The 22,900-nt window shown below is 45.1% G+C and carries 19 protein-coding genes, 2 tRNA genes and 1 pseudogene; 10 read left to right on the top strand and 12 right to left on the bottom strand.

The features are described 5' to 3' along the window. Positions 1-10: 10 nt before the first annotated feature. From G367_RS27240 to G367_RS27120, 3 genes and pseudogenes are all read left to right on the top strand, one after another. Entirely contained in the window at positions 11-100 is a 90-nt protein-coding gene (locus tag G367_RS27240) for a hypothetical protein (RefSeq protein ID WP_169337087.1), read from the top strand. A gap of 30 nt (positions 101-130) precedes the next feature. Beyond that, the gene (locus G367_RS25650; RefSeq protein WP_020413134.1) at positions 131-322 is read left to right on the top strand and encodes a hypothetical protein; all 192 of its coding nucleotides are present in this window, start codon (positions 131-133) and stop codon (positions 320-322) included. Positions 323-461: 139 nt separating this feature from the next. Next, a pseudogene (locus G367_RS27120) lies at positions 462-794 on the top strand (IS3 family transposase); the annotation flags it as partial. Positions 795-994: 200 nt separating this feature from the next. Here the strand turns inward: G367_RS27120 and G367_RS0110725 are convergent. The 5 genes from G367_RS0110725 to G367_RS0110710 all read right to left on the bottom strand — a co-directional run bounded on the left by G367_RS0110725 (position 995) and on the right by G367_RS0110710 (position 4,044). Beyond that, a complete protein-coding gene (locus G367_RS0110725) occupies positions 995-1,300 on the bottom strand; it encodes a hypothetical protein (RefSeq protein WP_020413132.1) in 306 nt (101 codons plus the stop codon). Between the two features lie 75 nt (positions 1,301-1,375). Further along, complete coding sequence (locus G367_RS0110720) at positions 1,376-1,708, bottom strand: hypothetical protein (RefSeq protein WP_020413131.1); 333 nt, start codon at positions 1,706-1,708, stop codon at positions 1,376-1,378. A 51-nt stretch (positions 1,709-1,759) separates the two neighbouring features. After that, complete coding sequence (locus tag G367_RS26135) at positions 1,760-2,095, bottom strand: hypothetical protein (RefSeq protein WP_157533457.1); 336 nt, start codon at positions 2,093-2,095, stop codon at positions 1,760-1,762. Positions 2,096-2,726: 631 nt separating this feature from the next. Further along, positions 2,727-3,107 carry a hypothetical protein gene (locus G367_RS0110715; protein WP_157533456.1) on the bottom strand — a complete coding sequence of 127 codons (381 nt, stop codon included), beginning with the start codon at positions 3,105-3,107 and terminating at the stop codon, positions 2,727-2,729. A gap of 613 nt (positions 3,108-3,720) precedes the next feature. Then, entirely contained in the window at positions 3,721-4,044 is a 324-nt protein-coding gene (locus G367_RS0110710; protein WP_020413129.1) for a hypothetical protein, read from the bottom strand. A gap of 2,132 nt (positions 4,045-6,176) precedes the next feature. On the opposite strand from G367_RS0110710, the gene G367_RS0110705 reads away from it, so the two are divergent. Beyond that, a complete protein-coding gene (locus G367_RS0110705; protein ID WP_020413128.1) occupies positions 6,177-6,572 on the top strand; it encodes a universal stress protein in 396 nt (131 codons plus the stop codon). Between the two features lie 303 nt (positions 6,573-6,875). Here G367_RS0110705 and nhaA read toward each other — a convergent pair whose 3' ends face one another. The 3 genes from nhaA to G367_RS0110690 all read right to left on the bottom strand — a co-directional run bounded on the left by nhaA (position 6,876) and on the right by G367_RS0110690 (position 10,263). Then, the gene (gene nhaA / locus G367_RS0110700) at positions 6,876-8,318 is read right to left on the bottom strand and encodes a Na+/H+ antiporter NhaA (protein WP_020413127.1); all 1,443 of its coding nucleotides are present in this window, start codon (positions 8,316-8,318) and stop codon (positions 6,876-6,878) included. A gap of 633 nt (positions 8,319-8,951) precedes the next feature. Further along, positions 8,952-9,293, bottom strand: a complete 342-nt coding sequence (locus G367_RS0110695; protein ID WP_020413126.1) for a DUF805 domain-containing protein — start codon at positions 9,291-9,293, stop codon at positions 8,952-8,954. A 391-nt stretch (positions 9,294-9,684) separates the two neighbouring features. Continuing rightward, on the bottom strand, positions 9,685-10,263 hold the full coding sequence (locus G367_RS0110690; protein ID WP_020413125.1) for a DJ-1/PfpI family protein: 579 nt from the start codon (positions 10,261-10,263) through the stop codon (positions 9,685-9,687). A 350-nt stretch (positions 10,264-10,613) separates the two neighbouring features. Between G367_RS0110690 and cysC the strand changes: the two genes are divergently transcribed. From cysC to G367_RS0110660, 6 genes are all read left to right on the top strand, one after another. Beyond that, on the top strand, positions 10,614-11,243 hold the full coding sequence (cysC, locus tag G367_RS0110685) for an adenylyl-sulfate kinase (RefSeq protein ID WP_020413124.1): 630 nt from the start codon (positions 10,614-10,616) through the stop codon (positions 11,241-11,243). Positions 11,244-11,462: 219 nt separating this feature from the next. Further along, positions 11,463-13,832 (top strand): DUF6351 family protein, encoded by a 2,370-nt coding sequence (locus G367_RS0110680; protein ID WP_020413123.1) that lies wholly within the window; start codon positions 11,463-11,465, stop codon positions 13,830-13,832. Positions 13,833-13,930: 98 nt separating this feature from the next. Further along, positions 13,931-14,006, top strand: a tRNA-Val gene (locus tag G367_RS0110675). Between the two features lie 27 nt (positions 14,007-14,033). After that, positions 14,034-14,110: transfer RNA gene (locus tag G367_RS0110670), tRNA-Asp, on the top strand. An 868-nt stretch (positions 14,111-14,978) separates the two neighbouring features. After that, a complete protein-coding gene (locus G367_RS23615; RefSeq protein WP_020413122.1) occupies positions 14,979-15,968 on the top strand; it encodes a 1-aminocyclopropane-1-carboxylate deaminase/D-cysteine desulfhydrase in 990 nt (329 codons plus the stop codon). A 245-nt stretch (positions 15,969-16,213) separates the two neighbouring features. Further along, a complete protein-coding gene (locus G367_RS0110660; protein ID WP_026305068.1) occupies positions 16,214-17,089 on the top strand; it encodes an NAD(+) kinase in 876 nt (291 codons plus the stop codon). Between the two features lie 537 nt (positions 17,090-17,626). Here the strand turns inward: G367_RS0110660 and G367_RS0110655 are convergent. The 4 genes from G367_RS0110655 to G367_RS25100 form a co-directional block, all read right to left on the bottom strand. Then, a complete protein-coding gene (locus tag G367_RS0110655) occupies positions 17,627-19,306 on the bottom strand; it encodes a BatD family protein (protein WP_245556683.1) in 1,680 nt (559 codons plus the stop codon). Positions 19,307-19,378: 72 nt separating this feature from the next. Further along, positions 19,379-21,250, bottom strand: a complete 1,872-nt coding sequence (locus G367_RS0110650; protein ID WP_020413119.1) for a VWA domain-containing protein — start codon at positions 21,248-21,250, stop codon at positions 19,379-19,381. Continuing rightward, positions 21,247-22,287 (bottom strand): vWA domain-containing protein, encoded by a 1,041-nt coding sequence (locus G367_RS0110645; protein ID WP_020413118.1) that lies wholly within the window; start codon positions 22,285-22,287, stop codon positions 21,247-21,249. The genes G367_RS0110650 and G367_RS0110645 overlap by 4 nt, the downstream gene beginning before the upstream one ends. Then, the gene (locus G367_RS25100) at positions 22,280-22,831 is read right to left on the bottom strand and encodes a DUF4381 domain-containing protein (protein ID WP_020413117.1); all 552 of its coding nucleotides are present in this window, start codon (positions 22,829-22,831) and stop codon (positions 22,280-22,282) included. Before G367_RS25100 ends, G367_RS0110645 begins: the two co-directional genes overlap by 8 nt. Positions 22,832-22,900 lie beyond the last annotated feature (69 nt).

Genomic DNA, 22,900 nt, shown 5'->3' with positions numbered 1-22,900 from the left:
CGAATTCAAAGTGAAAGCGGTAATGCTTAGCTTGATAGAGGGCATTCAAGTTAAGGAAGTGGCTAAAACTCTCGACATTCACCCTTTCATGCTGTCATGATGGTGAAAAGCGTTTCAGGAAGGGAAGATTTTGGCAGATAAGCGAAGAAAGCTTACTGATGTAGTCTCTAGAAAAGAAAAGAAACTTTCTAGGGTAAAGCGTTTGGAGGCGGAGAATCGTAAATTAAAGCAGGAGCTTGATTTGCTAAAAAAGTGGCAACGGTTTCTTGCGGAGGAACATCAGCAAGATATCGATTTATCCAGAGGTTCGGATCAGAACTAGGTATCAAAAGAACTTGTCAGTGGCTAGGAGTATCGCGCAGTGGCTATTATGACTGGCTGAAGAGGCCGCGATCGCACCGAAAACACCAAGATGATGATCTAAAGGTTCAGATTCAAAAGATTAGGATGACTCTGCAGGGCGCTATGGTAGTCCAAGAATTTGGAAAGCCCTGCTGACCAAGGGCTATGAAGTTAGCCGTAAGCGCGTAGCCCGGCTGATGCAGGAATTAGGAGTCGTAGCCAGAGTTACGAGAGTGACACGTAGGGCACCAGGCATAAAGCGTTTCCTAGCCTCTGGGGAGAATCTTAGATCGGAAGGAGCTGTGCCTAAAAGCAAGAATCAAGTTTGGGTTCCTGACATAACTTACCTTAAGGTTAAGGGTCAATGGCAGTACTTGTCAGTGGTGATGGATTTGTATTCTCGCCAAATACTCTTAGCTACCAAGGAACTGATAGTCCTAAGAAAACATTGAAAATTTAAAAGCCTCTCGTGTGACCTATCTTTAAAGATAAGTTGAGGATTTCCTGAAGATGGTGACTTTATTGCTAAGTGTAGGCCATATTCATAAGTATTTAACTCTAGGCAGAGACGACTGGATCTCAATACAAGTCGCTCTGCTCAAAGAGTCTCTGTTGTCGAGGTTTGTTTTGCTATTCGGTTATGTAGGTGGCTTTAATTTTTTATCCAGGAGCCTTGGCAGCCTTCTAAAAGTAACTTTACTTTTCTCTTTGCTATACTAGCTGACAGTAAAGTAGGTTTTAAGATGGGGTCAGCGGAAGTGGATGTACCTGTAAAACCATTGTAAGTAAGGCGCTTACTTTTCGCGGCATCGTTAAACCCTTCTTCTAAACAGAGTACAACATTACCTTCTTCTTGGGAATAGAGGCGTTCAATTCCCCCTTCTGTCGAAGCCCCTGAATGTGCCAGTGCTGATGTGAACATTATAATAATTGAAGGTAATATTATAGATATTTTCATATTTTCTCCTATTTATTTTGGTTGACCGTGAGAGGTAGCTAATGAAGTCAATAACCAAAAGTTGTCCTAGTTAATCTATGGCCGTAATGTCATTGATGCTACTCTTGCATGTCCCTCTGAGTCGCAACCGGCAACCCAGGTATCAATTCCTTTTCCTGTGGCCAATGCTGTTAACGCCATGGAAACCATTGTTTCATAACCTGGCTGTGTGCAAGATAAATTAACAATTCGAGGGTTGGAGCAGCTGTCAGGGTTTTTGTGATCAGTTTTGAACGTAATCTCGAAGCCTTTATTCTCCGATGAGCACTCCCTTTGCTGTATCATTTCAATATCCCGAATTCCGCTCCAGCCATTTGCTAAGGTTTCCATTGATAGGAAAAGGCTAAATAAAATAATCTTTCTCATCATTGTTTCTCTATTTTTTAGTTTTGATAACGTATTTTCAAATATTTTTCGGGGCTATTTTTTAATGTAGAGCGTCTGTATTATTGGGTTGTTGAACAGGCACTCTGCTGAGCTTGAATCATCGTATCCTATATTGACTGTTTTTGAGCTAGCAAAAGCAGTTAATGCAGCTGAATACACTTCTTTAGCAGTGAAGCTGCTGGCAAGAGAAATTCTTACTTGTGAGCTTCCACTGCATGGTGTATCAGAAATGCTTGGATAAACGCCTATATAGACAGTTTTCGTAGATTCACTTATGCCTATACCTGTTATTTCAATATCCTGAGAAGCTGATAAAGAACTCATAGATATCCCGCTAATCATAAAACTAAAAACTAATTTTTTTAACATGTTCAGATTCCTAAATGTATACAATTTGAGATTACACGTGTGCCGTGCTGTTAAGCAGAAAAGTAGCCCTGACCTAATCTGGGGCTGCTTGATTTTAACTGTCTGCTATGCGCAGCTTATGATACCAATTAACCCAATGGTAATTTCATCATTCCCAATTGTTAATCCATTCAATTTCATGTGCATTTGAAGATATATCGCTTGATTCTTTAACATTTACACTTACTTTTTTCCTGAAGCTTGTGCAGATAATATTGTAGATAAAACCCTTGGGTAAGAAGCTTTTGAATTTTTAAGGTAGGTATACATAACCCCGCTACAATCTCCCTGATAATTTACGTGTGTACGTAGTGTATTTACAAAAGCACTACCATTATCGCGAGTTGCTTGCACTGTGATACCTTTTACATCGATGTAGCCACATTCTAAATATGCATATGATTGTGTAAAGAGAGCTGAAAGGGTTGTCATTATTGAAATAATAAAAAACTTCTTTTTAAACGTTATAAATACTTTAAATTAGTTCTCGATGATGATTTTTTATGCTGGTATAGATAACTGAAAGATAGATATATCTATTTGTAAATATAGCGACCCTAGGATCGTGGGCAGCTACAGCTGCCATCTAATACTATTTCTGGTACAGCCTAACAGCTCTAATCATACAATGTGTCTTTCCTTCCGAAGCATACCATTCATTACTTTTATAGACCTGAAGCTTTACTGGTGTTTTAGAATGAAAGGCACTTAAAAGTAGCGATGTTAATTCCATACGATTAATGGAGTCTTTAGCAACGAACCCACCTTCTGGGCATTCTTCAAACCCGGTATCAACGGCGACGACTAGTTCAGCCTGGTGAGTGTATGTTCGTATTTCAGTAATTTCTGCACTAGTCGACATAAGGCAGCCATATTTGCAGAGAGGGTCATCGCCATCTCCATATGCTAGTATATTGCTTGAGCCTAATAGAAAAGACAAAGCTCCGATTGAGCTACCAACTTGTTTCATCATACCTCTATTTACCCTCGTTTTATAATTAGGTATACATAAACCCCTGAATATGGGCGGCAGAAGTATAACGTAAACAACCTTGTGAAGGCCATCTAGCGGAAGGGGTTTTAAGTAGGTTTCTTTTGATTTTAAAGAAATGATATTCATGGTTAGTGGGAGACCCTTACCGGCTTCGTCATAGTAATCTTTGTGACTTAATATGTAGACGACTGATTAAGGTGGGGCTTAAAGGTATCAATCAGCCCTATATGAACGTCATTTTATTTTTGGTTGATAAATACACAGAGTTGTTTGTCTATTCCAGGATGCCCCTAAGAGTATCTTAATAATCAACCTTGAGCTTCCAGCTATTGGAAGATGGGGTATGAATGATTGAGTTTTAAGCTAAGCGGTGTTTATATATACAGTTTGTTTACTTGCTAAAAAGTAGAACTCTTACCAAATGCAGAGTGTAACACATTGATGAAAGAGTGCTTTGTGCAAAAAAGTGCTTGAAAATCAGCTGTAAATTCCCAGTTATCATAAGTTAAATATTGTTTTTTTGAGGAGGCGTGCTCTGAATTTACTTAGGAGGGTGAATATTTATAACTTCCCATCTTTTTTTGAGTGCAACCTAATGGCTGCTAATTCTCTCGTAGAGAATAACTCCAGAAAAAAGGTTTACCTTCAGCTCAAATCTTTGGTAGTTTTTATAGGCTTTAATGACCCATTGGTCACCCATTAACTCTATGTCTATTGGTGTATAATTATGCTGCTCTAAGATGGTAATTATAGAGGATAGTGGTAGGGCATTGTTAGGCAGCTTACTGTTATAGAGGCTGTTTGAATGTAAAGGCCGAGCAGCCAAAGCCTCCGATGGGGAGGGCTTATTAGCAGTAGCAAAATTAGAAGCCATCGCAGTGATTATAATCAGTAAAAATATATTACTATTTTTCATCGAATGATACTTCCTGTTGATAAAATTCTATAGCTGCCAACAAATGGATAGCATACTTTCTACCAACTTTCAATCTTTATAGTTGAGATTTATATGTAAACTTAAAAGCTACTTGTGACTGGGACAAGTGAAAGTAGCTATTAGTTCGAAATATTTCCATTAATTAAAAGCCTGTGCCGGTCTGCTAGATTCTAGCTTGGTTACCTGAGACTCCGATGCAGAGTTGTGAATAGGTACGAATAATCAGACAATTATATGAGAAACAGATATGCAGAGGATGGAACAACTGCACATAGCTGTAATCAAACGTAGATTTTACTTCGACTTTACTATATTCATCTTAAACCAAGATAATTGATCAATAAGGTGAATTGGGTGGTTCCTTTTTTGATCTTGAGCCATCTATGGCGGTATGCACTTAATCTGATTTTTTGGATATTTCTAAGTCTATCTTCCAAATTGGCATGCTAACTGGCCATGCTTACTCTTGTGGAAGCTATCTAAATATATTTTTGCATTATTCATCTGGTTTGGATAATTGATGATATCGGGGGGGGACCCTGAGTTTTTTCCAAATTTAGGGGCTCTGAATTTTTTTGGGGTGAGCGAATTATGCTTACAGAAAGATGATGTAACGTTTAATTTTTAATGGTAAAACGAAATTAAGAATGTTTAAAATGTCAATGATTTTGATCTGAATGTGGCAGGATCTGGGGGGTAAGTGAGCTCGACCAGCTTTAAGATTATATAATTTCCATCTCACCAACTCCCTCGCTTTTGCAAAAGAGCTGGCATGGGTGTTTGAAACGACGGCAGTTTTGCGAATGCTAAATCAAATTCATAATTATTGAGATTAGTTTTTTAGCGAACGACTGTTAGATTGACGGCACAGAGAACCTGTCGAGATGTTTGGTCTTGATCTTGATCTTGGGGTTGATACTGAAATGGCAGGTGAGGGGAGAAAGTTGTGAGGGAGCTTAGTTAAAAATTGCTCACAAATCTTAGTGTTTTGATTTAGGTAAGAGCAGGTGGCGGCAAAAAGCTTGAATTTTATAGAAATGAGTGTTTCGATGTTTTCGAAACCGGAAGGCAGGAAGAGCGAAGATTAATCTAAAATATTTACTTTCCCTGGATATTTTCGATTTAGGCATGATAAACATATCAGCTGTTGATTGTATTTCTTTGTATAGATATGGGTTTTATGCCACTTCCCTTCTGAGGTCTATCTCTAACATCACTGGCAGCTTTAACTTTGACCCATGAAGCAGGTTGCCAATGGTTGTTGTAAAATCAGCGGGCCATCTTCATAGAAGCCTGTATGGGTGAGAGTACACTTTGCAATATAGATACGCAATGGTAGGTGGTTTTATTAATATTTTGGTGCTGTTGGCTCCCGTTCTAGGAGGTATATTTTCTCGCGGTTTGCGGCTCATTAATTGTGCCGAGATGCCTAAAGCTATAAGCTGCCTTTAGGTTTAAATTTACTTTCTTTAAGGTCGCAAGTCTATATACTATGCCTCTCGATATAACCTTGATGATGTACGGCATCTTAATCGGGTCTTATCTATATCAGGCTTTATGAAGTCAGCGCTCTCGGCTTATCTGATTTCATAATTGTGAATAGAGGGCCTAGTTAAGAGTGGAAAACTCCTAGGCTAGGCATAAGTTATCTTGACGATAAATACTTCTCTGCTTGGCTTTTGCGTTCAATAGTAATGCTGTAAGCTCTAATTGTAATTGCTTCATCCAACTTACCCTTCTCTATATTGCTAAAAACTCAGTTTTTTAGCAGGGAGTAACTTTTTGTTATTGCTCTAATTTTAACAAGCTTATACTGTTTTAAGCTTACATGATATTCTTGGTTCAGGATAGTAAAAGTTTCATAGGGGTTTTAGTTTCGAGGTGAATGTCCAAGCAGCGATGATTTTATTGCTGAAGCCGTTTTATTGTTTTTGGCTAATTAACTCGTGATTTTGATCTAATGATGATAAATTCTACATGATTTCCAAGCGGGTTATAGAGGGAGGGGCGGTCAAATTTTGACTGGTTAATGTACTGGTAATTTTGATTTTGTGGTTTTGTTTAGGTGTTTTTTCCATGAAGAGCATTAATATACCATAGGAGATTAAAAGATGTATAAGAGCATTCTATGTGCTATAGAGGCATCACATGAAGGCAGGCTTGTTCTTTCAAAAGCGGTAGAGCTTTCGAAGAAATTTGAAAGTAAATTGTTTGTTCTAAATGTGTTGCCTTATGGCTTCTTGCCGAGGGATTATCAGAAGGAGTTAAAGGAGAGTGCTCTGCCGAAATTTGAAGATATCGTATCCGATTTTGGTATTTCCAAAAAGAACAGGGCTCTTAAGGTAGGAAAACCTTACGAAATCATATGTAAGGAATCTGTGAAGAGGAAGGTAGATTTAATCGTGCTGGGTACTCATTCCAAGAAAGGGTTGAGTTCTATTATTGGATCTACGGCAAATGGTATAGTGAATCATGCGCATTGTGATGTAACTTTAGTCAGAATTTAACTTCCTGGAGCTAGAGAAATACTGTGCGTATAGCTTTGTCGGGGTTTAATCTATTGGTTTAGCTTGGCCTTACGTAGAAAGGTTTTGGGCAGGTTTGCAAAATCTGAATGCTACTATGCAAGCAGCGATGCTGGTTTTATGGTTAAACCTTGCTAAGTGGTGATCTCGATCATTAACTTCAGCGTGCGCTTGTTATCATGGTTAATTATTGCAGAACGTAGAATTGAAAGGCCGAGTAACAAGAATTTACTCGGCCAAAGGAGTGCTTGATTCAGTTTTTCTAGGTTGCGCTAAAGCTAATGTTTACTGGGATAAAGATTGAGTTGGATAATCGAAGTCGTCGCCTTGAGCCTCTTCATCATCATCAGTGGTAGTGGTCGCAGGAGCATTGCGTAATACCAGAAAGCCCGCGGTTCCAGCTATTACAGAGGCTAGTAGAATGCCAGCTTTGGCCTGAATTAGTAGCTCATACTGGGAGCTAAACGCAAGCTCGGCGATAAAGATTGACATGGTAAAGCCGATACCTGCGAGCAATGCCACACCGATTATATGTTGAAAATTAGCTGCCTTGGGTAATCTCCCCCATCCTAACTTCCAGCCAATCCAGGTTGCGCCCACAATACCCACGAGCTTACCAAAGACCAAGCCTCCTATAACTCCAAGAGTAACTGGGTTAAAAACTGCCGCTGAGCTACTAAAGCTATCGAATGGGATGCCAGCATTAGCGAGGGCGAATATTGGGATTACAAGAAAGCCAACAGGGATATGTAAACGGGTTTCCATACGCTGCAGGGGGGATTGGGCGAGGCTCACGCCATTACCCAGGGCCATAACACGCGCGCGTAGTGCATCGTTGGCAATAATCTTGTCGCCTGGGCGGAAGCAGCGGTCAAAGCTGCGGATAATATCCTTTACAAATGTGCTAAAAGCAACAGGATCATATTTTGGCTTGGCAGGTAATGCCATAGCGGTAATGACGCCTGCAAGCGTGGCATGAACGCCTGCTAAGTAAAGTCCATACCACAATAGTATCCCAAGGAATACGTAGGCTGATGATCGACGTACGCCGGCAGCGTTAAGAAGCCCCATTATTACAATTAGGCTTCCAGATGCGATTAGAGCTATAACGTTCACCTGCTCGGTATACCAGATGGCGATCACGAGGATTGCGCCGAGGTCATCAACAATAGCTAGGGCAACTAGGAAAGTGACCACTGCACGGGGAACCCTGTTCCCTAGTAACGCAATGCATCCTACTGCGAAAGCAATATCAGTAGCCATGGGGATACCCCATCCACGCCCTGCCTCTCCGCCAATATTAAAAGAGGTATAAACTAAAGCAGGTACTAGCATGCCGCCGATAGCCGCCATTACAGGCAATACAGCTTGACGCAGGTCGGAGAGCTCTCCTACAAGAAATTCACGTTTAAGCTCCAGCCCTACTAGAAAAAAGAAGATGGCCATCAGGCCGTCATTGATCCAGTGGTGTAAAGACAGAGAAAGCTCCCAATCACCTGTACCTAAGCTGATAGGCATATGTAGTAGGTGTTTATAGGTATCTTGAAGAGGGGAGTTAGCGATAATAAGCGCTGCCAGTGCTGATAGCATTAGCAAAATCCCACTACTGCTTTGGCGATGGATGAACTCTTCAAATGGAGTAACCAAGCGGCCAAATGCTTCTTCCAGCGGTGCCTCAAAAACCTTTCCCTTGCGAATCTTGAACCTATCCAAAACGCTCTTTGCCATTGGCTAATACCCCCTTTCTCAAAGCCAAACCCCATGAATTGTAGGGTTTTTCAATTACCTATAGGAGTCAGAGGTTAGCACGACCCCGATATCTTTAACCAGATTAACGGGGCTTTATTGCACTTGTTTGCTCGAAAGACATATTGCATGTAAAAACAGGATTGCTCTAATTTCCAACGACGTGGATAGGCGGCTTAAGGCTAATTACGAGTTTCTCTATGGGAGCCTTAAAGAGCCCATACATAATGCAGGGCTTAAGAGATTAGAGCTGTATTAACTCCGGTTTGGCAGTGTTGTCCTTGTGATAAGTGGTTAATTGATTACGGATGGTTTGGATTCCAATTAAATATCCAGTGGGAGGCGGCAGGGGTGGGGTTGGAAAATAGATGAATGTTAGAAGGGGCCGCTTTTGGTTTATAGTCCACCATACCTCACAGGTTATTTTATTAGTTCAAGGCATTGCAAGATGCTCAAGAGGGATTCGAGTCTGCATAGCTATATCGAGGATATGCAAAATTCTATAACTTTTAAGATATTTAATAGTTTTTGTAAAGGCTAGGCCTAGAGTGAGAGGAATGATGCGGCCTATTTGAGTCTAGGCCACATCAATAATTTAACTTGCCTACATGTCAATTATGCAAATTTTGGGCTGATGCCCCATTTATTCTCCTCTGTACTATCAAGTACTAGAAAAATAATTAGAACTATTCCGCCAATAAGAGGTATCAGACTCAAAAGCTGCCACCAACCACTTCTACCAGTGTCATGTAGGCGGCGTGCAGTGATGCTGATAGTTGGGACTAGCATTGCAAGGGCAAATAAGATTGCAAGGAACCCGGCACCAAGCGCAGCATCTAGTATGCTTATACCGATGGAAAGTACAAAATAAACGAGGGTAAACATCCAAAATTCAGTGCGACGGGCGCGTCCAGAGAAGTCTGCATATTTACTTAGCGCATCTAGGAAGTACTTCATTTTATTCCTTCATTGGTAATAGATTAATTAATTTTTTTGTGTGACCAAAAAGGCAATTTTTCCTCACCTGTAGCCGAAACTTGACTATATCAGGCTACAGGTTTCTAACTGGAAGCTACCGTAATTTGAGGTGCCCTGCTGGGGGCTGGCTCAACATGTTGTGGCTTAGAGTGCCTTCGATCAGGCTCGGAATAGTAATTACATTTCAGCTGGAATCAATGGGTCGAGCCACACACGCTGTTACAGGGTCCGTGTTGGATAAGTTGATTTCTATAAAAGCTCGAGAGTAGCTCGATCTTTTCATCGGGCAGCGATGGCCAGTCAGCAAGAGATAAGATAAGAGGCTTTCTCTAGCACTCACAAAGATACTTAAAATGGGTTTACCTAGTTGTTAGCTGGGAGACTCACTCTTTAGAGCTGTCCGAATATCACGAAGCCATGCGTATAACCCTGGCCATTCTGTGCCCATCACGAAATTCTTGTTAACAAGCGTCTCATCAAAACTCAACTTTTTCCAGTGTGCCCCTGCTAAGCTTGCCTCAGCCTGGCATACAGGGTGACCAGTTACTGGTAGGTCTTTCATTAGGCCCGTGGCGAGTAGAATCTGGAGTCCGCGACAGATTGTCGCTACGACTTTCTGGGATTCTGCAAAAGCTATTACTAGTGATTTGACGAGTGGATCGTTTCTCAAGGTTTCGCAGGCGCGACCTCCGGGAAGTATGATAGCATCGTAGTCATTCGCATCTACCCCATTTAATGCTCTATCAACCATAAATCGGTGCCCCTCCCACTCTGTAACCGCTTGATAGCGATCGTTGAAGTCGTGGATGCATGTAGTGATGTATTGGCCGTCAACTTTGCCAGGGCTAGTGGTTTTCACTTCATGTCCAAGCATCTTCAGGCAATGGAATGGAACTGCCAGTTCATAATCTTCAGTAAAATCACCGCATAATATGATGATTCGCCCCATCTTGGACCTCTCCCCATAGCTTATGGATACTGCGACCTTATATTAGGTGGGTGAAGTCTAGCTGAGTTGGTGGCTGAGCCTGGGAGAGTAATTTTGGGGCTATCCAATGGAGTTGGGGAATTTCTCCCTTTCTAAGTAGTCGTTTTTTCCTTTTTTTTGGCTTTTAGGGCAATTTAGTTCGTCATTTATTATTCACTGGATGAACCTCCGCCCCCAAAATAGCTATAAGCAATCCCTTTACGTCATCCCCTTGAATCCTTGATAATTGGCGCCCAAACTTCCCCGCTAGTTGGTACTTGGTGCTAATGGTGGGGTGCATAGGAATGGTATGTGAAATCTTGGAGTGATCGGTGACTACTACAGTTGAACGCAAAGCGACCAATGTTCATTGGCATGAGGGTGAAGTGACTAGGGAGAAAAGGGCGAAAATCCTTGGTCATAAAGGCGCGACCCTTTGGTTCACTGGTTTGTCTGGTTCTGGCAAGAGCACTGTGGCAGTTGCTGTAGAAAGGGCTCTGGCCGCTAGGGGCGTGCTAAGTTATCGCTTGGATGGGGACAATATTCGCCTGGGTATCAACTCCAACCTTGGCTTCTCTGCTGAAGATCGACAGGAGAACATCCGTCGGGTAGGTGAGATCTCCAAGCTTTTTGCAGATACCGGGGTTGTGGTATTGAGTAGCTTTATTAGTCCATACCGTGATGATCGTGACATGGTCAGAAAAATACACGAATCTGGCGATCTTCCTTACCTAGAAGTTTTTGTGGATTGCCCTCTTGAAGAGGCTGAGTCGCGGGACCCGAAAGGGTTATACAAAAAGGCTAGAGCCGGAGAGATCAAAGGTTTCACAGGCATTGATGATCCCTATGAGGCCCCGCTCTCCCCTGAATTACACCTAAACACTGCTGAAATGACTCTTGAACAAGAAGTGGAGATAATTATCTCTACATTGCAGGAGAAAGGCGTCATCACTAAAGGCTAATTTATTTCCTTAAGTTCGTCTTGAGAGGGGGCCATAGCGCCTCCTTTTTAACTTTCAATAAGTACTTGATTTGACTTTCCATAGATAAGATATCTGCTTCCGGCTACTGATACTTTGGCCCTAGATGTCCTCACCGGCGCCAACTAGCGGCTGCCTTGCTTATCCCTTCATATAATCAACCTGTACCAGATACAGAAGTTGACGGCTGTGGAGGCGTTTATGTCGACAAGGGGAGCATGGTTTCTCTCAGTTTTTTTCTTGTTCTTGCTGGCTGTGTTGGGAGCAGTTGCGTGGGTTGCGTATGAGAAGCTGCCAAAAGTACATGGAAAAGTAGATGCTCCTGTACTGGGGGTGCCTAGTGGCGCACTAAATTATGACCCTACACCTGCATATACTGGCCCTCATCCGAGGATGATGTCTCGCCCGCCAGAATACTTTCCATTTCCGATCTCGATAGGTGAAGTTGGCCCTGTGGAGACCCTGTTTACCGGTCCATCCAAGTATCCATTCTTTTGCGGAAGAAATGCCATTACGAATAAACAGCCGTTGGTCGATAACCAGGTCAAAGAGGGGGTACCTGTTTTTGCGCTGAATGAGGCAGGCGAAAAAACAAAGGAAGTTATTGGGTATAGTCGCGACTGTAGTCATGCAACTGAGGTTACCTATTTCTATCGCAGTACAACTGATGGAAAGTTTCGCTATCTGTTTGAGGCGCGAAATGATATTGATAAAGTGACTGTAAATGGGCGCCAAGTGGATTTCATTATACGCGTAGAGACAGGCACTATTAATCGGCATTTCTATGCGATTGCTGCTTTGCGGGGGGATGGGGAAACTGCAGAGGCACCTAATGGCAGCAATTGGAACCGGCGGTTAATTTATCAATTTAGGGGAGGTGTCGGTATTGGGGGGCGCCAAGGTAACCTCAATAAAGGCGATGTAACCAGGCGGCGAGTGGATCAGTTGGCGCGTGGATATGCAATTGTTTATTCGACAGCAAACCAAACCCGCAACCACTACAATATGTGGCTGGCGGAGGATACAGCGCGTCGATTAAAGAAGCAGTTCGAAGCCCTTTATGGCGAGCCAATGTATACAGTGGGTATAGGTGGATCGGGGGGGGCTATCCAGCAGTACTTGTTTGCCCAAAATGCCCCTGGTTTATTGGATGCTGCAATCCCTCTCTACTCGTATCCGGATATGGTCACTCAGACTATCTACGCATTCGATTGTGAGCCGCTGGAATACTTCTTTGATGTGCAGGATGCCGATAATCCTCGCTGGAAGAGTGTAGAGGAGCGTTCAATTCTTCAGGGGCTCGCTGCTAACCCTGAAGTGAATAGTCGCTTCCACATGATCAACGTTGCAGCTTCTTTATTTGATAGCCGCTATAGGAACCGAGCTCGAGGGGCAACGGAGTGTGTGGAAGGGTGGCGAGGGCTAGTGCCCTTGGTTAATAACCCTAACTTTGTACATTTTTTTAAGAGTTTTTCTACCTCTGTTGTAGATAATGTCCACTGGACTCATTGGGAGAACCTGCGTCAATTCTATGGCGCTGGAGAGAATGGTTATGCCAATAGTACTTGGGATAATGAAGGTGTTCAGTATGGTTTAAAGGCACTGGTAAATGGGGATATAAGCATCGATACCTTTTTAAAGGTGAATGCATCTATTGGAGGGTGGAAGGCACAGGAAAACCAGAGTGATGAAAAGTTGTGGTTTCTAAACGGAGGCTTATTGCCAGTGAAGCTATCTGTTTGGAGCGAGCAAAATTTAAACTTGGGTACAATTGCAAAGCCGGCAAAACGGAGCCGCGCAAGTATGGAGGCGATTAATGGGATCTACCGGTCGGGCCATGTTTTTCTAGGAGATGTTGAGATTCCGATAGTGGATATGCGCCACTATCTGGATAAAGAGCCCGATATGCACCATAGCTCAGCTTCTTTTTCTGCACGTGAGCGTATTCGCCGTGCTCGGGGTCATGCAGACAACCACTTGATCTGGGTGAGTCACAAGGACCACAACCCAGTGGATGAAGCGCTCGATATAGTTGATCGCTGGATGCAGAACATTATTAATAATCCTTCGAAGGGTGTGGTAGGCAATCGGCCTGAAGGCGCCAACGACCGCTGCTTTGACCGGGAGGGCAATGTACTAGCGGCTGGTCCTGAAGTTTGGAATGGTGAATGGAACGGCTTGGCTTCCGGGAAATGTATGCGCGAGTACCCGATTCATAGCACTTCCAGGCAGGTGGCCGGTGCACCGATTACTGATGATATTTTCAAGTGTGCATTACAGCCTGTAGAGAGAGCCTTGGCAAAAGGCGTATATGGTCCTCACACGGAAGAAATTACTGGACGAATTGATGATTTGCTGCGCATTTTTCCTACTGGGGTGTGTAACTTCAATGAGCAGGATTTGGCGCGCCCTAAGGAGCAGTTAATTCCAATGGAAATCCCTGTGAAGATAGCTGGTCACTTGATTGATCCCGACTATCGGCAGGGCAAAATTATGCAGGAGGTGAGTGTGGATGAGGTGGATGTGATGGCTGCACCGGTTTCTGCTCCCTCTGAAGAGGCCCAAGATTAGTAACTCTTACTTTTGGCGCGAAAATTGTTGACAATAAATTCCAATCCGGTAATATGCGCCTCGCTCAAGGGGGCAAGGCCCTTAAAGAAAAGAGCATCGGGTGGTTAGCTCAGTTGGGAGAGCGACGGCCTTACAAGCCGTAGGTCACAGGTTCGACCCCTGTACCACCCACCAACTTCTTTCTAAGAAGTTTACTACCGAGGACCGGTAGTTCAGTTGGTTAGAATGCCGGCCTGTCACGCCGGAGGTCGCGGGTTCGAGTCCCGTCCGGTCCGCCAGATTAAAAAAAGGCCCGCACGAAAGTGCGGGCCTTTTTTGTGGCTGTTTAGGCTGGGGAAACATTTCTGTGGTCGCCGATATTGAATAATTTTCGACCTTCAGCTGTTCATATACTCACAAGTCATATCGGTTATGTGGCAAGCTTCTGAGTTTCTTGCTCTGCCTATAAAGGCCTGAGTTCTAGTTAAATACCGCCTGCTAGCCGGAAGTATCATACCTGCCGACAATCTTCACCCCCATCCCCTATTAGGTAGATTGTTCCTTCAGGGGGCTTTGAGGTGTATGGTTATGGATATATAGTCATTTTACTGGCTTAAGGTGGGTTCATATTCCTTGTTGATTTGAGGTGACTACAGAATTGGACCTGGTGCAAGATAGGGGCTGCAGGTCAGTCTCCCCCGGAAGTAGGTTTATGCGGAAGTCGCATTGCGAGGCTAGCTGTCGTTACTGCACCACATGAACCTGGCTGAAGCTTTTGCATTTTGTAGTTATTTTTATGTATTCCGACAATTGTTAGGCACGGCATCTGCTCGAAAAATTATTGTATGAACTACTGCATCTAAATTGAAGCCGCTTTTTGGATATGGTGATATTGGCCCACTCGTACCGAAGCCTTTTTCAGTTGAAATGCAGGCTATAGGCTGACTTGGTTATGATGTAGAGGCTTGTCCTTTAGTACACCTCAATTTCTTTTGGATTAATTGTCGTCTCATGGTTTTAAAAACATTGATGTGTGCCTAATTAGAATATTGATGTTTTGGTTTAAATTGGTAAAGGGGAAATGCTCTTGGCAGAGCGGATAATAAGTTTAATGTATCTGATAGGTGCCCCCCAAATAGGCATAATAGTTTTTTATAAGGTTTGTCCATGATGCCCCATTTTTTAGACCGACTAGATCTTCAGGTATTTACTGATGCGGCTTTTCGAATTCCATACCAGCAGGTTAGAGGCGGCTTGTTTCCTGGTTTGGATGTTTGGGTCAGGCGTGACGATTTGATCGATCCACTAATATCAGGAAATAAGGCTTACAAACTTATCCATAATTTGATTGAGGCCAGAAATCAAAGGGCTGAGACAATTGTTACATGCGGCGGGGCTTGGTCAAACCATATACACTCAGTTGCAGCCTCTGGAACTCGCTTTGGCTTTAATACTATAGGTATTATTCGCGGTGAAAGGCCGCCGGTGCTTAGTGCTACTTTACGGGATGCTGAACGCCTTGGAATGAAATTAATTTTTGTAACAAGAGCGCAGTATCGACGACGCTATGAATCGGGCTTTATAGAGGAGTTGGGGCTTGAAAATCAAGGCGTCTACTTTGTACCTGAGGGGGGGGCTAATCTGGCTGGCGTGCGAGGTACTCAATTATTGGGACGTGTAATAGAGCGCACGGCGCCAGTAGATTTTGATCAAGTTTGGGTAGCCTGTGGGACTGGAGCTACCTTTGCTGGGCTTAGTTCAAGTATTCAGAGATCGTCTGTTGTTGGGGTTGAGGTTTTAAAAGCAGGGGAGAGTGTTCGGAAAAGCGCGCAACATTGGCTTACTGTGCTTGGCCAATCTTCAGAGATTAACAAGAGTATCCAGGCCGGAGTGCAAGTGCCTCACCTCTTGTCTAATGAAAGAATGGGGTGTTTGTTAGGGGGATATCATGGAGGAGGCTATGGGAAGCTCTCAGCGGAATTAAGAGAGTTACAGCGTATACTCGAAGATCACTCTGGGATCCCGATTGAGTCTGTTTATATTGTGAAGTTATTTAATGCCCTTCAAAAGATTAATAATAGTGGAAATATCTCTCATGGGGAGCGTGTTCTTATAGTTCATTCCGGGGGCCTTCAGGGAAGGCGCGGTTATGAATAGGAGTTGCTCAAATATTAGGTGAGGTGACGTAGTGAACCTCATAAATCTACAAGTTTGTCGGGAAAGTGTGCGTCGTAGTCTATGATGACTTTGTGCTTTCTCCTGACTTCTGCAAGTTCGACTGAAAAGTTAGTCTCCGGCATAATGGGGGTTTGGGCTCTCGGGGTTTCACCTAGCCAGTTAGTATCGACTGAGCGGGTATTCAGCTGGCTGTTGAGGGGTACTAAATATGTATAGGGGGAATGGTGACTGAGTTTCAAAATATAGGTCTAATTGGTCGTACAGAAAGTGAGAGTGCAGTTATATCACTCGAGCGTTTAATGTCATTCCTTCAAAAAGAAGGTTATTCAATAGTTCTGGAAACTAATACGGCAGAGGCGCTATCAGGGCACAATGTTAGAGTGTCTTCCAAGGAGCGGCTTGGCGAATTGTGTGATTTAGTTATTGTTGTTGGTGGTGACGGAAGTCTTCTTGGGGCAGCGAGGGCGCTTGCTAAGTATAGTGTTCCGCTATTGGGGGTTAATCGGGGACGTTTAGGTTTCTTAACAGATATTATGCCAGGCCAGGTCGAAGAAAAGGTTGGGGAGGTGTTGTCTGGGAAGTATATGGCTGAGAGTCGATTTTTATTAGATATGTCTGTCACGAGAGCCGGAAAGCAAGTTGGCAAGGGGGCTGCTCTCAATGATGTGGTGCTCCATCCGGGTGAGTTTATTCGGATGATTGAATTTGATTTGTATATTGATGGTCAGTTCGTATATACACAGAGATCGGATGGTTTAATCGTTTCCACTCCAACAGGCTCAACAGCCTATGCGCTTTCTGGTGGGGGGCCTATTATGCACCCTAAGCTAGATGCAATTGTCCTGGTGCCTCTTAATCCTCATACCCTAAGCAGTCGTCCTATAGTTGTGGAAGGTAGCAGTGAGTTTAAACTCATAATTGGTGAACATAATATTGCTAAGCCATATGTCACTTGTGATGGACATGATCAGGTTATTACGCGGCCTGGAGATGTAATTAGAATTCATAAAAAGCCACATCGATTAACATTGATTCATCCTTTAGATCATAATTTTTATGAGATTTGTCGCTCTAAATTAAATTGGCAAAAAACTAGTTAGTGTGTATTTAAGCTGCGGGTCTAGAACTCTAATTTATTTATAGTTATAGAGTTAGAAGGTTTTCAGCTAGGTAGGGTGATGGGCTATAGATTTTTAAGATTTGCACCAATGGAAAGTTATCCCGAGGTTCTGTTTGTTGCGGCCTGAGCAACTTCTCAGTGGTAAGCTTTTTAATATGGATGCTATGATTCGTATGGTCTGTCCTGTATTTTTTCAGTTAATTAGATTTCCCTGATTGGGATTTATCTCTGTACTCCAAAAAATTATTGAAAATGCCACAGGAAAAGAGGTGCACTTTTAACAAAAGTTCTTTTTGTTGGTGCTTAGATAGGTCACTCTAAACGTTAAGGTCAAGAGTGTGTTTAGGGGGCGTCCGCACCAGTGGTGAGATTTTATAGTGGTTTGATTCCTTGTTGCTTGATGTTATGAGTAGATAAACTTCCTTTATCAAAAAAATATTAAGTGATAATAGTAGAGCTCACCCCTCTTTTTGGAGGGGTGTATGTTTGCAGTCTTTTTTGTGGGCGCGGGTATTACTTAGGTAAATAATTTCGGTAAAGATTCTTCTTCTGTGCTTTCCGAAAAAGGCAATTGCTTTTCCAGCAACCGTTCCACCAAAACTTTGACTTTCTGTTGATTCAACGGCCGTGGCTGTTCTTGATATATAGCTGCGCTTAAGAGTCCATGAAGCTCTTCAAGCTCTTCAAAAGCTAATTGTTGGGTACTTTCTGTGAGGTTGCTTCCTCTTAGCTGGGGCCAGCGTACATGAATCCAATCTAAAAGAGCTTTTTGGATGTATGACGGTGTTCCACTATCCACAGCCCTCCTTAGAGCTGATTCTCGCTGTGCCGCCGTATTCCTCGGAGTTTGGTGGCTGTTTGGCCTGTAGCTGTTCCAGCGAGTTCGGTAAAAATAGATAACCCACAGTAAGTGTGATGCGATTGCCGCTATAGCCAAGTTGCGCCAAAAGTAGTCCTGGATTTCTAGGCTTGTAGTGCTAGAGGCCGGGGAGGGTAATTGACCAGGTTCTTGATTTTGCGGTGAGGTTGCTGCTGTACCACTGACATTAAAACGAAAAGCTGGTAACTGAGTGGCCCGCTGTTTTTTACTCTTGGTGTCCCACCAGGTAACAGTAATAGCGGGGAGTTGGTAGTCACCAGGCTGGGTGGCAACGATTGCAGTGGTTTCTATACGGCTGCCGGTTACTCCATTTGGGCCAATCTGGTCCTCTTGTTGGGGTTGGTCTGGATAAGTCTTAAGCCCTTCTACGTCAAGCTTGGGCAATGGTGGGAGTTGGGCGGCTCTCAGGCCTTCAGCGCGAATAGTGAGGATGCGAGTGATAGGCTCGCCGACAGTAAATGTATCTGGGTCCTGACTCCAACTCTGCACGATCCCCAGGCTCGCAGCTGGTAGCCAGTCAATTCCACTATAACTATCCGGCTTCGGAAGCACTTCTATTGTTTTCGCTTGTGAGCGCAGGCGTAGGCGTTGGCTATTTCGATTAAACAGAGAGAAGGGATCTCTGCGCCCAGCAATGGCTACATAAGTCAGGGCAGGGATGGAGAGTTGACCGGAGCTATCTGGGAAGACCGCATAAGTAAGCTCGTATACCGCATGGCTAATACCATCCAGCTTGCGCTCATAGCGCTGTTCATCAACTTTTTCTACGTGAGCACCGGCAACCTGGAGAGGCTCTGTGGCTATATCGTGTAAGCCAATAGTGGTGTACAGGCGTACTTTGACCAGTATCTGTTCTTGTACATAGGCTTTATCTTTATCCAGCTCAATTTCCAAAAATGCCTTGCGGTTGGTGCCATCAGGAGTATTGCCTGCTTCACTAACCGTGACTGGAATCGCATCTGATACTTGGCCTTTGTAGTGGAAAGATGGTACGAACAGTTTTCCTTCACGCTTGGGCGCGAGTGTAAGCGTCCACTCTACAAAGCTTTCTGCGCGGCCATTTATTACCCGGTATTGATTGGATTGCTGTCTGGAGAGGATATCGAAATCCTGCTCAAGTTGCTCAAGGTCAGGCTGCCCGCCGTTTTCATCGCCGGAGTAGCGCACACGTAAGTTGACAGTTTCATCGATGCCTATTTTATTCCTGTCGACAGTGGCTGTTAGGTCACTGGCGAAACTAAGGTTGCTGCTACCAAGTAACAGCAAAAAAAAGAACAAGTGATAGAGGCCAAGTTGGCTGAATACGCTGTTTATCATTTGCTTTTCGTTTACGTGTACCATTAACTTTTCCGAAATTAGGGCACTCAGAAATCCATAAGTGGTGAACTTTTACCACCTCTGCGTAGCGCCATTTTCTGGGGGCTCCCACTCCCCACTGCGATAGGCCCGGCGTCTTTGCAGGCTTTCATACTTGAATTTCTCACGCATCAAACCAGCGGGATCGTCAGGGATTTGCCGCAGCCACTGATCCAGCGCTTGCTGGGTTTCTGGGTCCAGGGTGTTTTCCTTCGCATTAGCGGGTTGCTCTTGTTCCCGCCCCTCTTCTTGTTCCTTTTCATCCTGCTGAGCTTTCTGTTGTTCCTGTTCCTGGTTTTCCTGCTGCTCGCTTGCAGTCTGTTGTTGCTGTGCCGATTGTTCTTGCTCCTGTCCCTCGGATTCCTGCTGCGAGGCTTGGGATTCACTAGTTGACGGTTGTTGCTGGTCTTCCTGCTGCTGGTCCTGTTGACTTTGCTGTTGTTGATTTCCGGACTGTTGTTCTTGCTCTTGTTGTTCCTGTTTTTGTTGTTCCCCGGATTGCTGCTGAGCTTGTTGTTGCTGGCGTTCGTGCAGCTCCTGCAGCTTTTTCGCGATCTCCCGATTATGCTCTGCGTCGGCAAATTGAGGAGCCTGTTCCAGGGCCTTATCGTAAGCTTCGATTGCCTGCTGGTAATTGCCCTGCTGGACGAGACTATTGCCGAGGTTGTAGAGCGCTTGAGGATCGCTATTTAAGGAGAAGTCTTTTTGGGCGGCTGCGTAGTCTCCGGCCCGGTAATTGGCGGCGCCGCGCCATTGTGGGTTGCGGAAAGTTTCTGCCGCTTGGCCGGGCTCCCCCTCATTAAGCAGTTTCTGGCCCTGCTGGTCCTTCCGCTGCCACAAATCCTTCCATTCCAGCGCATAGCTGTCGCTGGGAAAGCCTACTAGCAATGCAAAGGGTAGAGCACAGGCTAGGGCCCCCTTACGAAATAAAAGCGCGGCAAATGGCAGTATGAGCAGAATGAGCAGAGGGCCCTCATCCCGCCACTGGTCGAATTCCCTTTCGGTCAGTTCAGCTTTTTGGGGGCTCTCAGAGTGGGGAAGAAGGTGCTCGATATCAGAGTCGTTCACGGTGATTTTTGCATAGCGGCCCCCGCTATCTTGAGCGAGCTGGCGGAGTTCACGGGGGTCGAAATTGGAAATGACGATCGCCCCTTTACTATCGGTGACAAAGCCGCCGCTATTTCCCCGGGGAATGGGGCTGCCTTCGCCGCTACCGACCGCGAGAATATTTAGCTCAACGTTGGCCTCCGAAAGAGACTTTGCCACAGCATCCGCTGCGATAGGGTCAATGCCGTCAGTGACAGCCAGGAGCTGACCGCGCCCGGTAGCGCCATCTTTTAATAACTGAATGCCTGTGGTGACTGCCATTTCTATATTACTGCCAGGCACAGGCATGATTGCTGGGGATAGGGCAGGCACCAGGTTGGCAATCGTAGCAGTATCTTCGGTGAGCGGTGTTACTACATGGGCCTCGCCGGCATAGGCGACCAGGGCTGTCAGCCCATCCTGGCGCTCGCGTAGGATATCCAGGATTTTCAAGCGTGCCCTGGTTAGGCGGTTAGGGGAGAGATCTGTCGCCATCATGGATGGAGACAGGTCCAGGAGTATGACTAGGGCATCCTGACTGCTGTATACCGGCGTTGGTAATTTTCGCCAGGTTGGCCCGGCCAAGGAGATGATCATTGCCGCCAATATGGCAAATATCAGGGCAAACAGCCACGGACGCCTGGTGCCGCCACGCATTAAGAGATGCGGTAGCAAATCGGCATCGATAATCTTTTGTAACTGTGCGCTGTTGAGAATGGTCCTTCCCAGTCCCCAACAAATCAGAGCGGCAGGAATTAGTAACCACAGCCAGTAGGGGCGTAGGAAATGAAAGGTCTGGAGAAGGTCTGGAATACTCACAGGGCCTTGCCTCCGGTATTAAGTCTCTGTTTGGTGCTGCTTTGCAGCTCTCTCATATTGGTTGCTAAAGGGAGGATGGCCCAGGTTCCTGCAAGCAGTAGAGCTATTCCTAGAGGCCAAATAAACAGCGATTTTAGCGGTCGATAACTTTCCGCTTCCTGTTCAACTGGCTCCAATTCGTCCAGCTCAGCGTAGATTTTGGCAAGCTCCTGAGGGTTGTGCGCTCGGAAATAGCGCCCTCCGGTTTCATCTGCAATAGCTTGAAGGGTTTTGCTATCCAAGTCTCGGGAGGGGTTAATACGGCGACTGCCAAAACGACTGCCGAGCAACCCGGGCTGCACCATCTCCTCCGCTCCAACGCCAATGGTATAGACAGTAATCCCGGCCTGTTGTGCCAGCTCTGCCGCTTTTAGTGGCGATACCTCTCCTGCGGTATTGGCACCATCGGTTAGGAGTATGAGGACTCTTTGATCCGCGGGGCGCTGTGTAAGCCTTTTTACAGATAAACCTATTGCATCCCCGATAGCAGTGCCCTGGCCTGCAAAACCAATCTGGGCTTCGCGCAATAATGTGCCCACGGTTTCCCGGTCGTAAGTGAGAGGTGCCTGGAGGTAAGCGCGGGTACCAAACAACACTAGTCCCAACCGGTCTCCCTGGCGGCGTTCTACAAAATCTCCAACTACCTGTTTGACGGCGTTTATGCGCATCGCTGGCCGGCCGCCCAGCATCATATCCGGGGTTTCCATGCTGCCGGAGATGTCTACTGCGACTAAAAGATCACGGGCGCTACTGGTCTGGGTGATTGGCTCGCCGTACCACCGGGGTCGAGCGGCGGCACTTATTAGTAGCAGCCAAATCACAATGAGTAATAGTAAGCCGAAGTAGTTGCGCTGCTCGCCGCCACTGCGCTGGGATAGGTCAGCGTAAAAAGGAACCTTTAAAGCGCTGCTGATAGGCTTGGCTCTGGGGAGTAGCCAGCGGGCAAGTAATGGCAAAGGTATGAGAATGAAAACCCACGGCCAAGCGAATTCAAACACCGGCAGCCTCCTTGTGTACTAATGCAGAGGGCTGGTGGGACTGCAGACCGTGTATTTTCACCCAGGTGATTGCATATTCGCGTAGTGCCTGGTTATTTCGAGGGTCAGAAACTCCACGGTAGAGTTGCTCCAGTAGAGCTTGGCGTGCATCTGGAGGGCACTTATGGGCTGCAGATTTCTCCAGGAAGCTCAGCCATTGATCACCGGTGAGGTTTCCACAATGAGATCTACCAAAGGTAGTTACGGCAACACGCTTGAGGATCTCATTAATTTCTGCGGTAGCTGTTGCCTGAGTATTATCTACAGCTTCCAGCAGTTTAATAGCCTCAATACGGTAACGATTGCGCGCCGCTTTTTTACGTTGGTAACTGACTAACAGGGTGATTCCCAAAACGCTTAACAAGAGTATTGCGGCGAGAATCCACCAACCGGGAGCCGGTGGCCACCAGCTGATGGGGGTCGGTTCCTGAATATCGTAAAGTTGCGCCAATAGCTCCTGGGCTTCCGGTGAAGGACTTTGCATTTGTTGCTGTTTTCTCAACATGCTTCCCCCATCGAAGGCTTTGCCATCTCACCTGCGAAATAGAGTTCTAGCACCAAAAACACATTTGCA

This window comes from Microbulbifer variabilis ATCC 700307, from assembly GCF_000380565.1.
In the GTDB taxonomy this organism is placed as follows: domain Bacteria; phylum Pseudomonadota; class Gammaproteobacteria; order Pseudomonadales; family Cellvibrionaceae; genus Microbulbifer; species Microbulbifer variabilis.
The sequence above is the reverse complement of the archived record's forward strand: the minus strand, read 5'-3'. Positions and strand labels throughout refer to the sequence as shown.

Excerpts from the sequence above, each read along its gene's own strand:
- G367_RS0110725 (WP_020413132.1), bottom strand. The coding sequence starts at position 1,300 with ATGAAAATATCTATAATATTACCTTCAATTATTATAATGTTCACATCA.
- G367_RS0110720 (WP_020413131.1), bottom strand. The coding sequence starts at position 1,708 with ATGATGAGAAAGATTATTTTATTTAGCCTTTTCCTATCAATGGAAACC.
- G367_RS26135 (WP_157533457.1), bottom strand. The coding sequence starts at position 2,095 with ATGTTAAAAAAATTAGTTTTTAGTTTTATGATTAGCGGGATATCTATG.
- G367_RS0110715 (WP_157533456.1), bottom strand. The coding sequence starts at position 3,107 with ATGATGAAACAAGTTGGTAGCTCAATCGGAGCTTTGTCTTTTCTATTA.
- G367_RS0110710 (WP_020413129.1), bottom strand. The coding sequence starts at position 4,044 with ATGAAAAATAGTAATATATTTTTACTGATTATAATCACTGCGATGGCT.
- G367_RS0110705 (WP_020413128.1), top strand. The coding sequence starts at position 6,177 with ATGTATAAGAGCATTCTATGTGCTATAGAGGCATCACATGAAGGCAGG.
- nhaA (WP_020413127.1), bottom strand. The coding sequence starts at position 8,318 with ATGGCAAAGAGCGTTTTGGATAGGTTCAAGATTCGCAAGGGAAAGGTT.
- G367_RS0110695 (WP_020413126.1), bottom strand. The coding sequence starts at position 9,293 with ATGAAGTACTTCCTAGATGCGCTAAGTAAATATGCAGACTTCTCTGGA.
- G367_RS0110690 (WP_020413125.1), bottom strand. The coding sequence starts at position 10,263 with ATGGGGCGAATCATCATATTATGCGGTGATTTTACTGAAGATTATGAA.
- G367_RS0110680 (WP_020413123.1), top strand. The coding sequence starts at position 11,463 with ATGTCGACAAGGGGAGCATGGTTTCTCTCAGTTTTTTTCTTGTTCTTG.
- G367_RS23615 (WP_020413122.1), top strand. The coding sequence starts at position 14,979 with ATGATGCCCCATTTTTTAGACCGACTAGATCTTCAGGTATTTACTGAT.
- G367_RS0110655 (WP_245556683.1), bottom strand. The coding sequence starts at position 19,306 with ATGATAAACAGCGTATTCAGCCAACTTGGCCTCTATCACTTGTTCTTT.
- G367_RS25100 (WP_020413117.1), bottom strand. The coding sequence starts at position 22,831 with ATGTTGAGAAAACAGCAACAAATGCAAAGTCCTTCACCGGAAGCCCAG.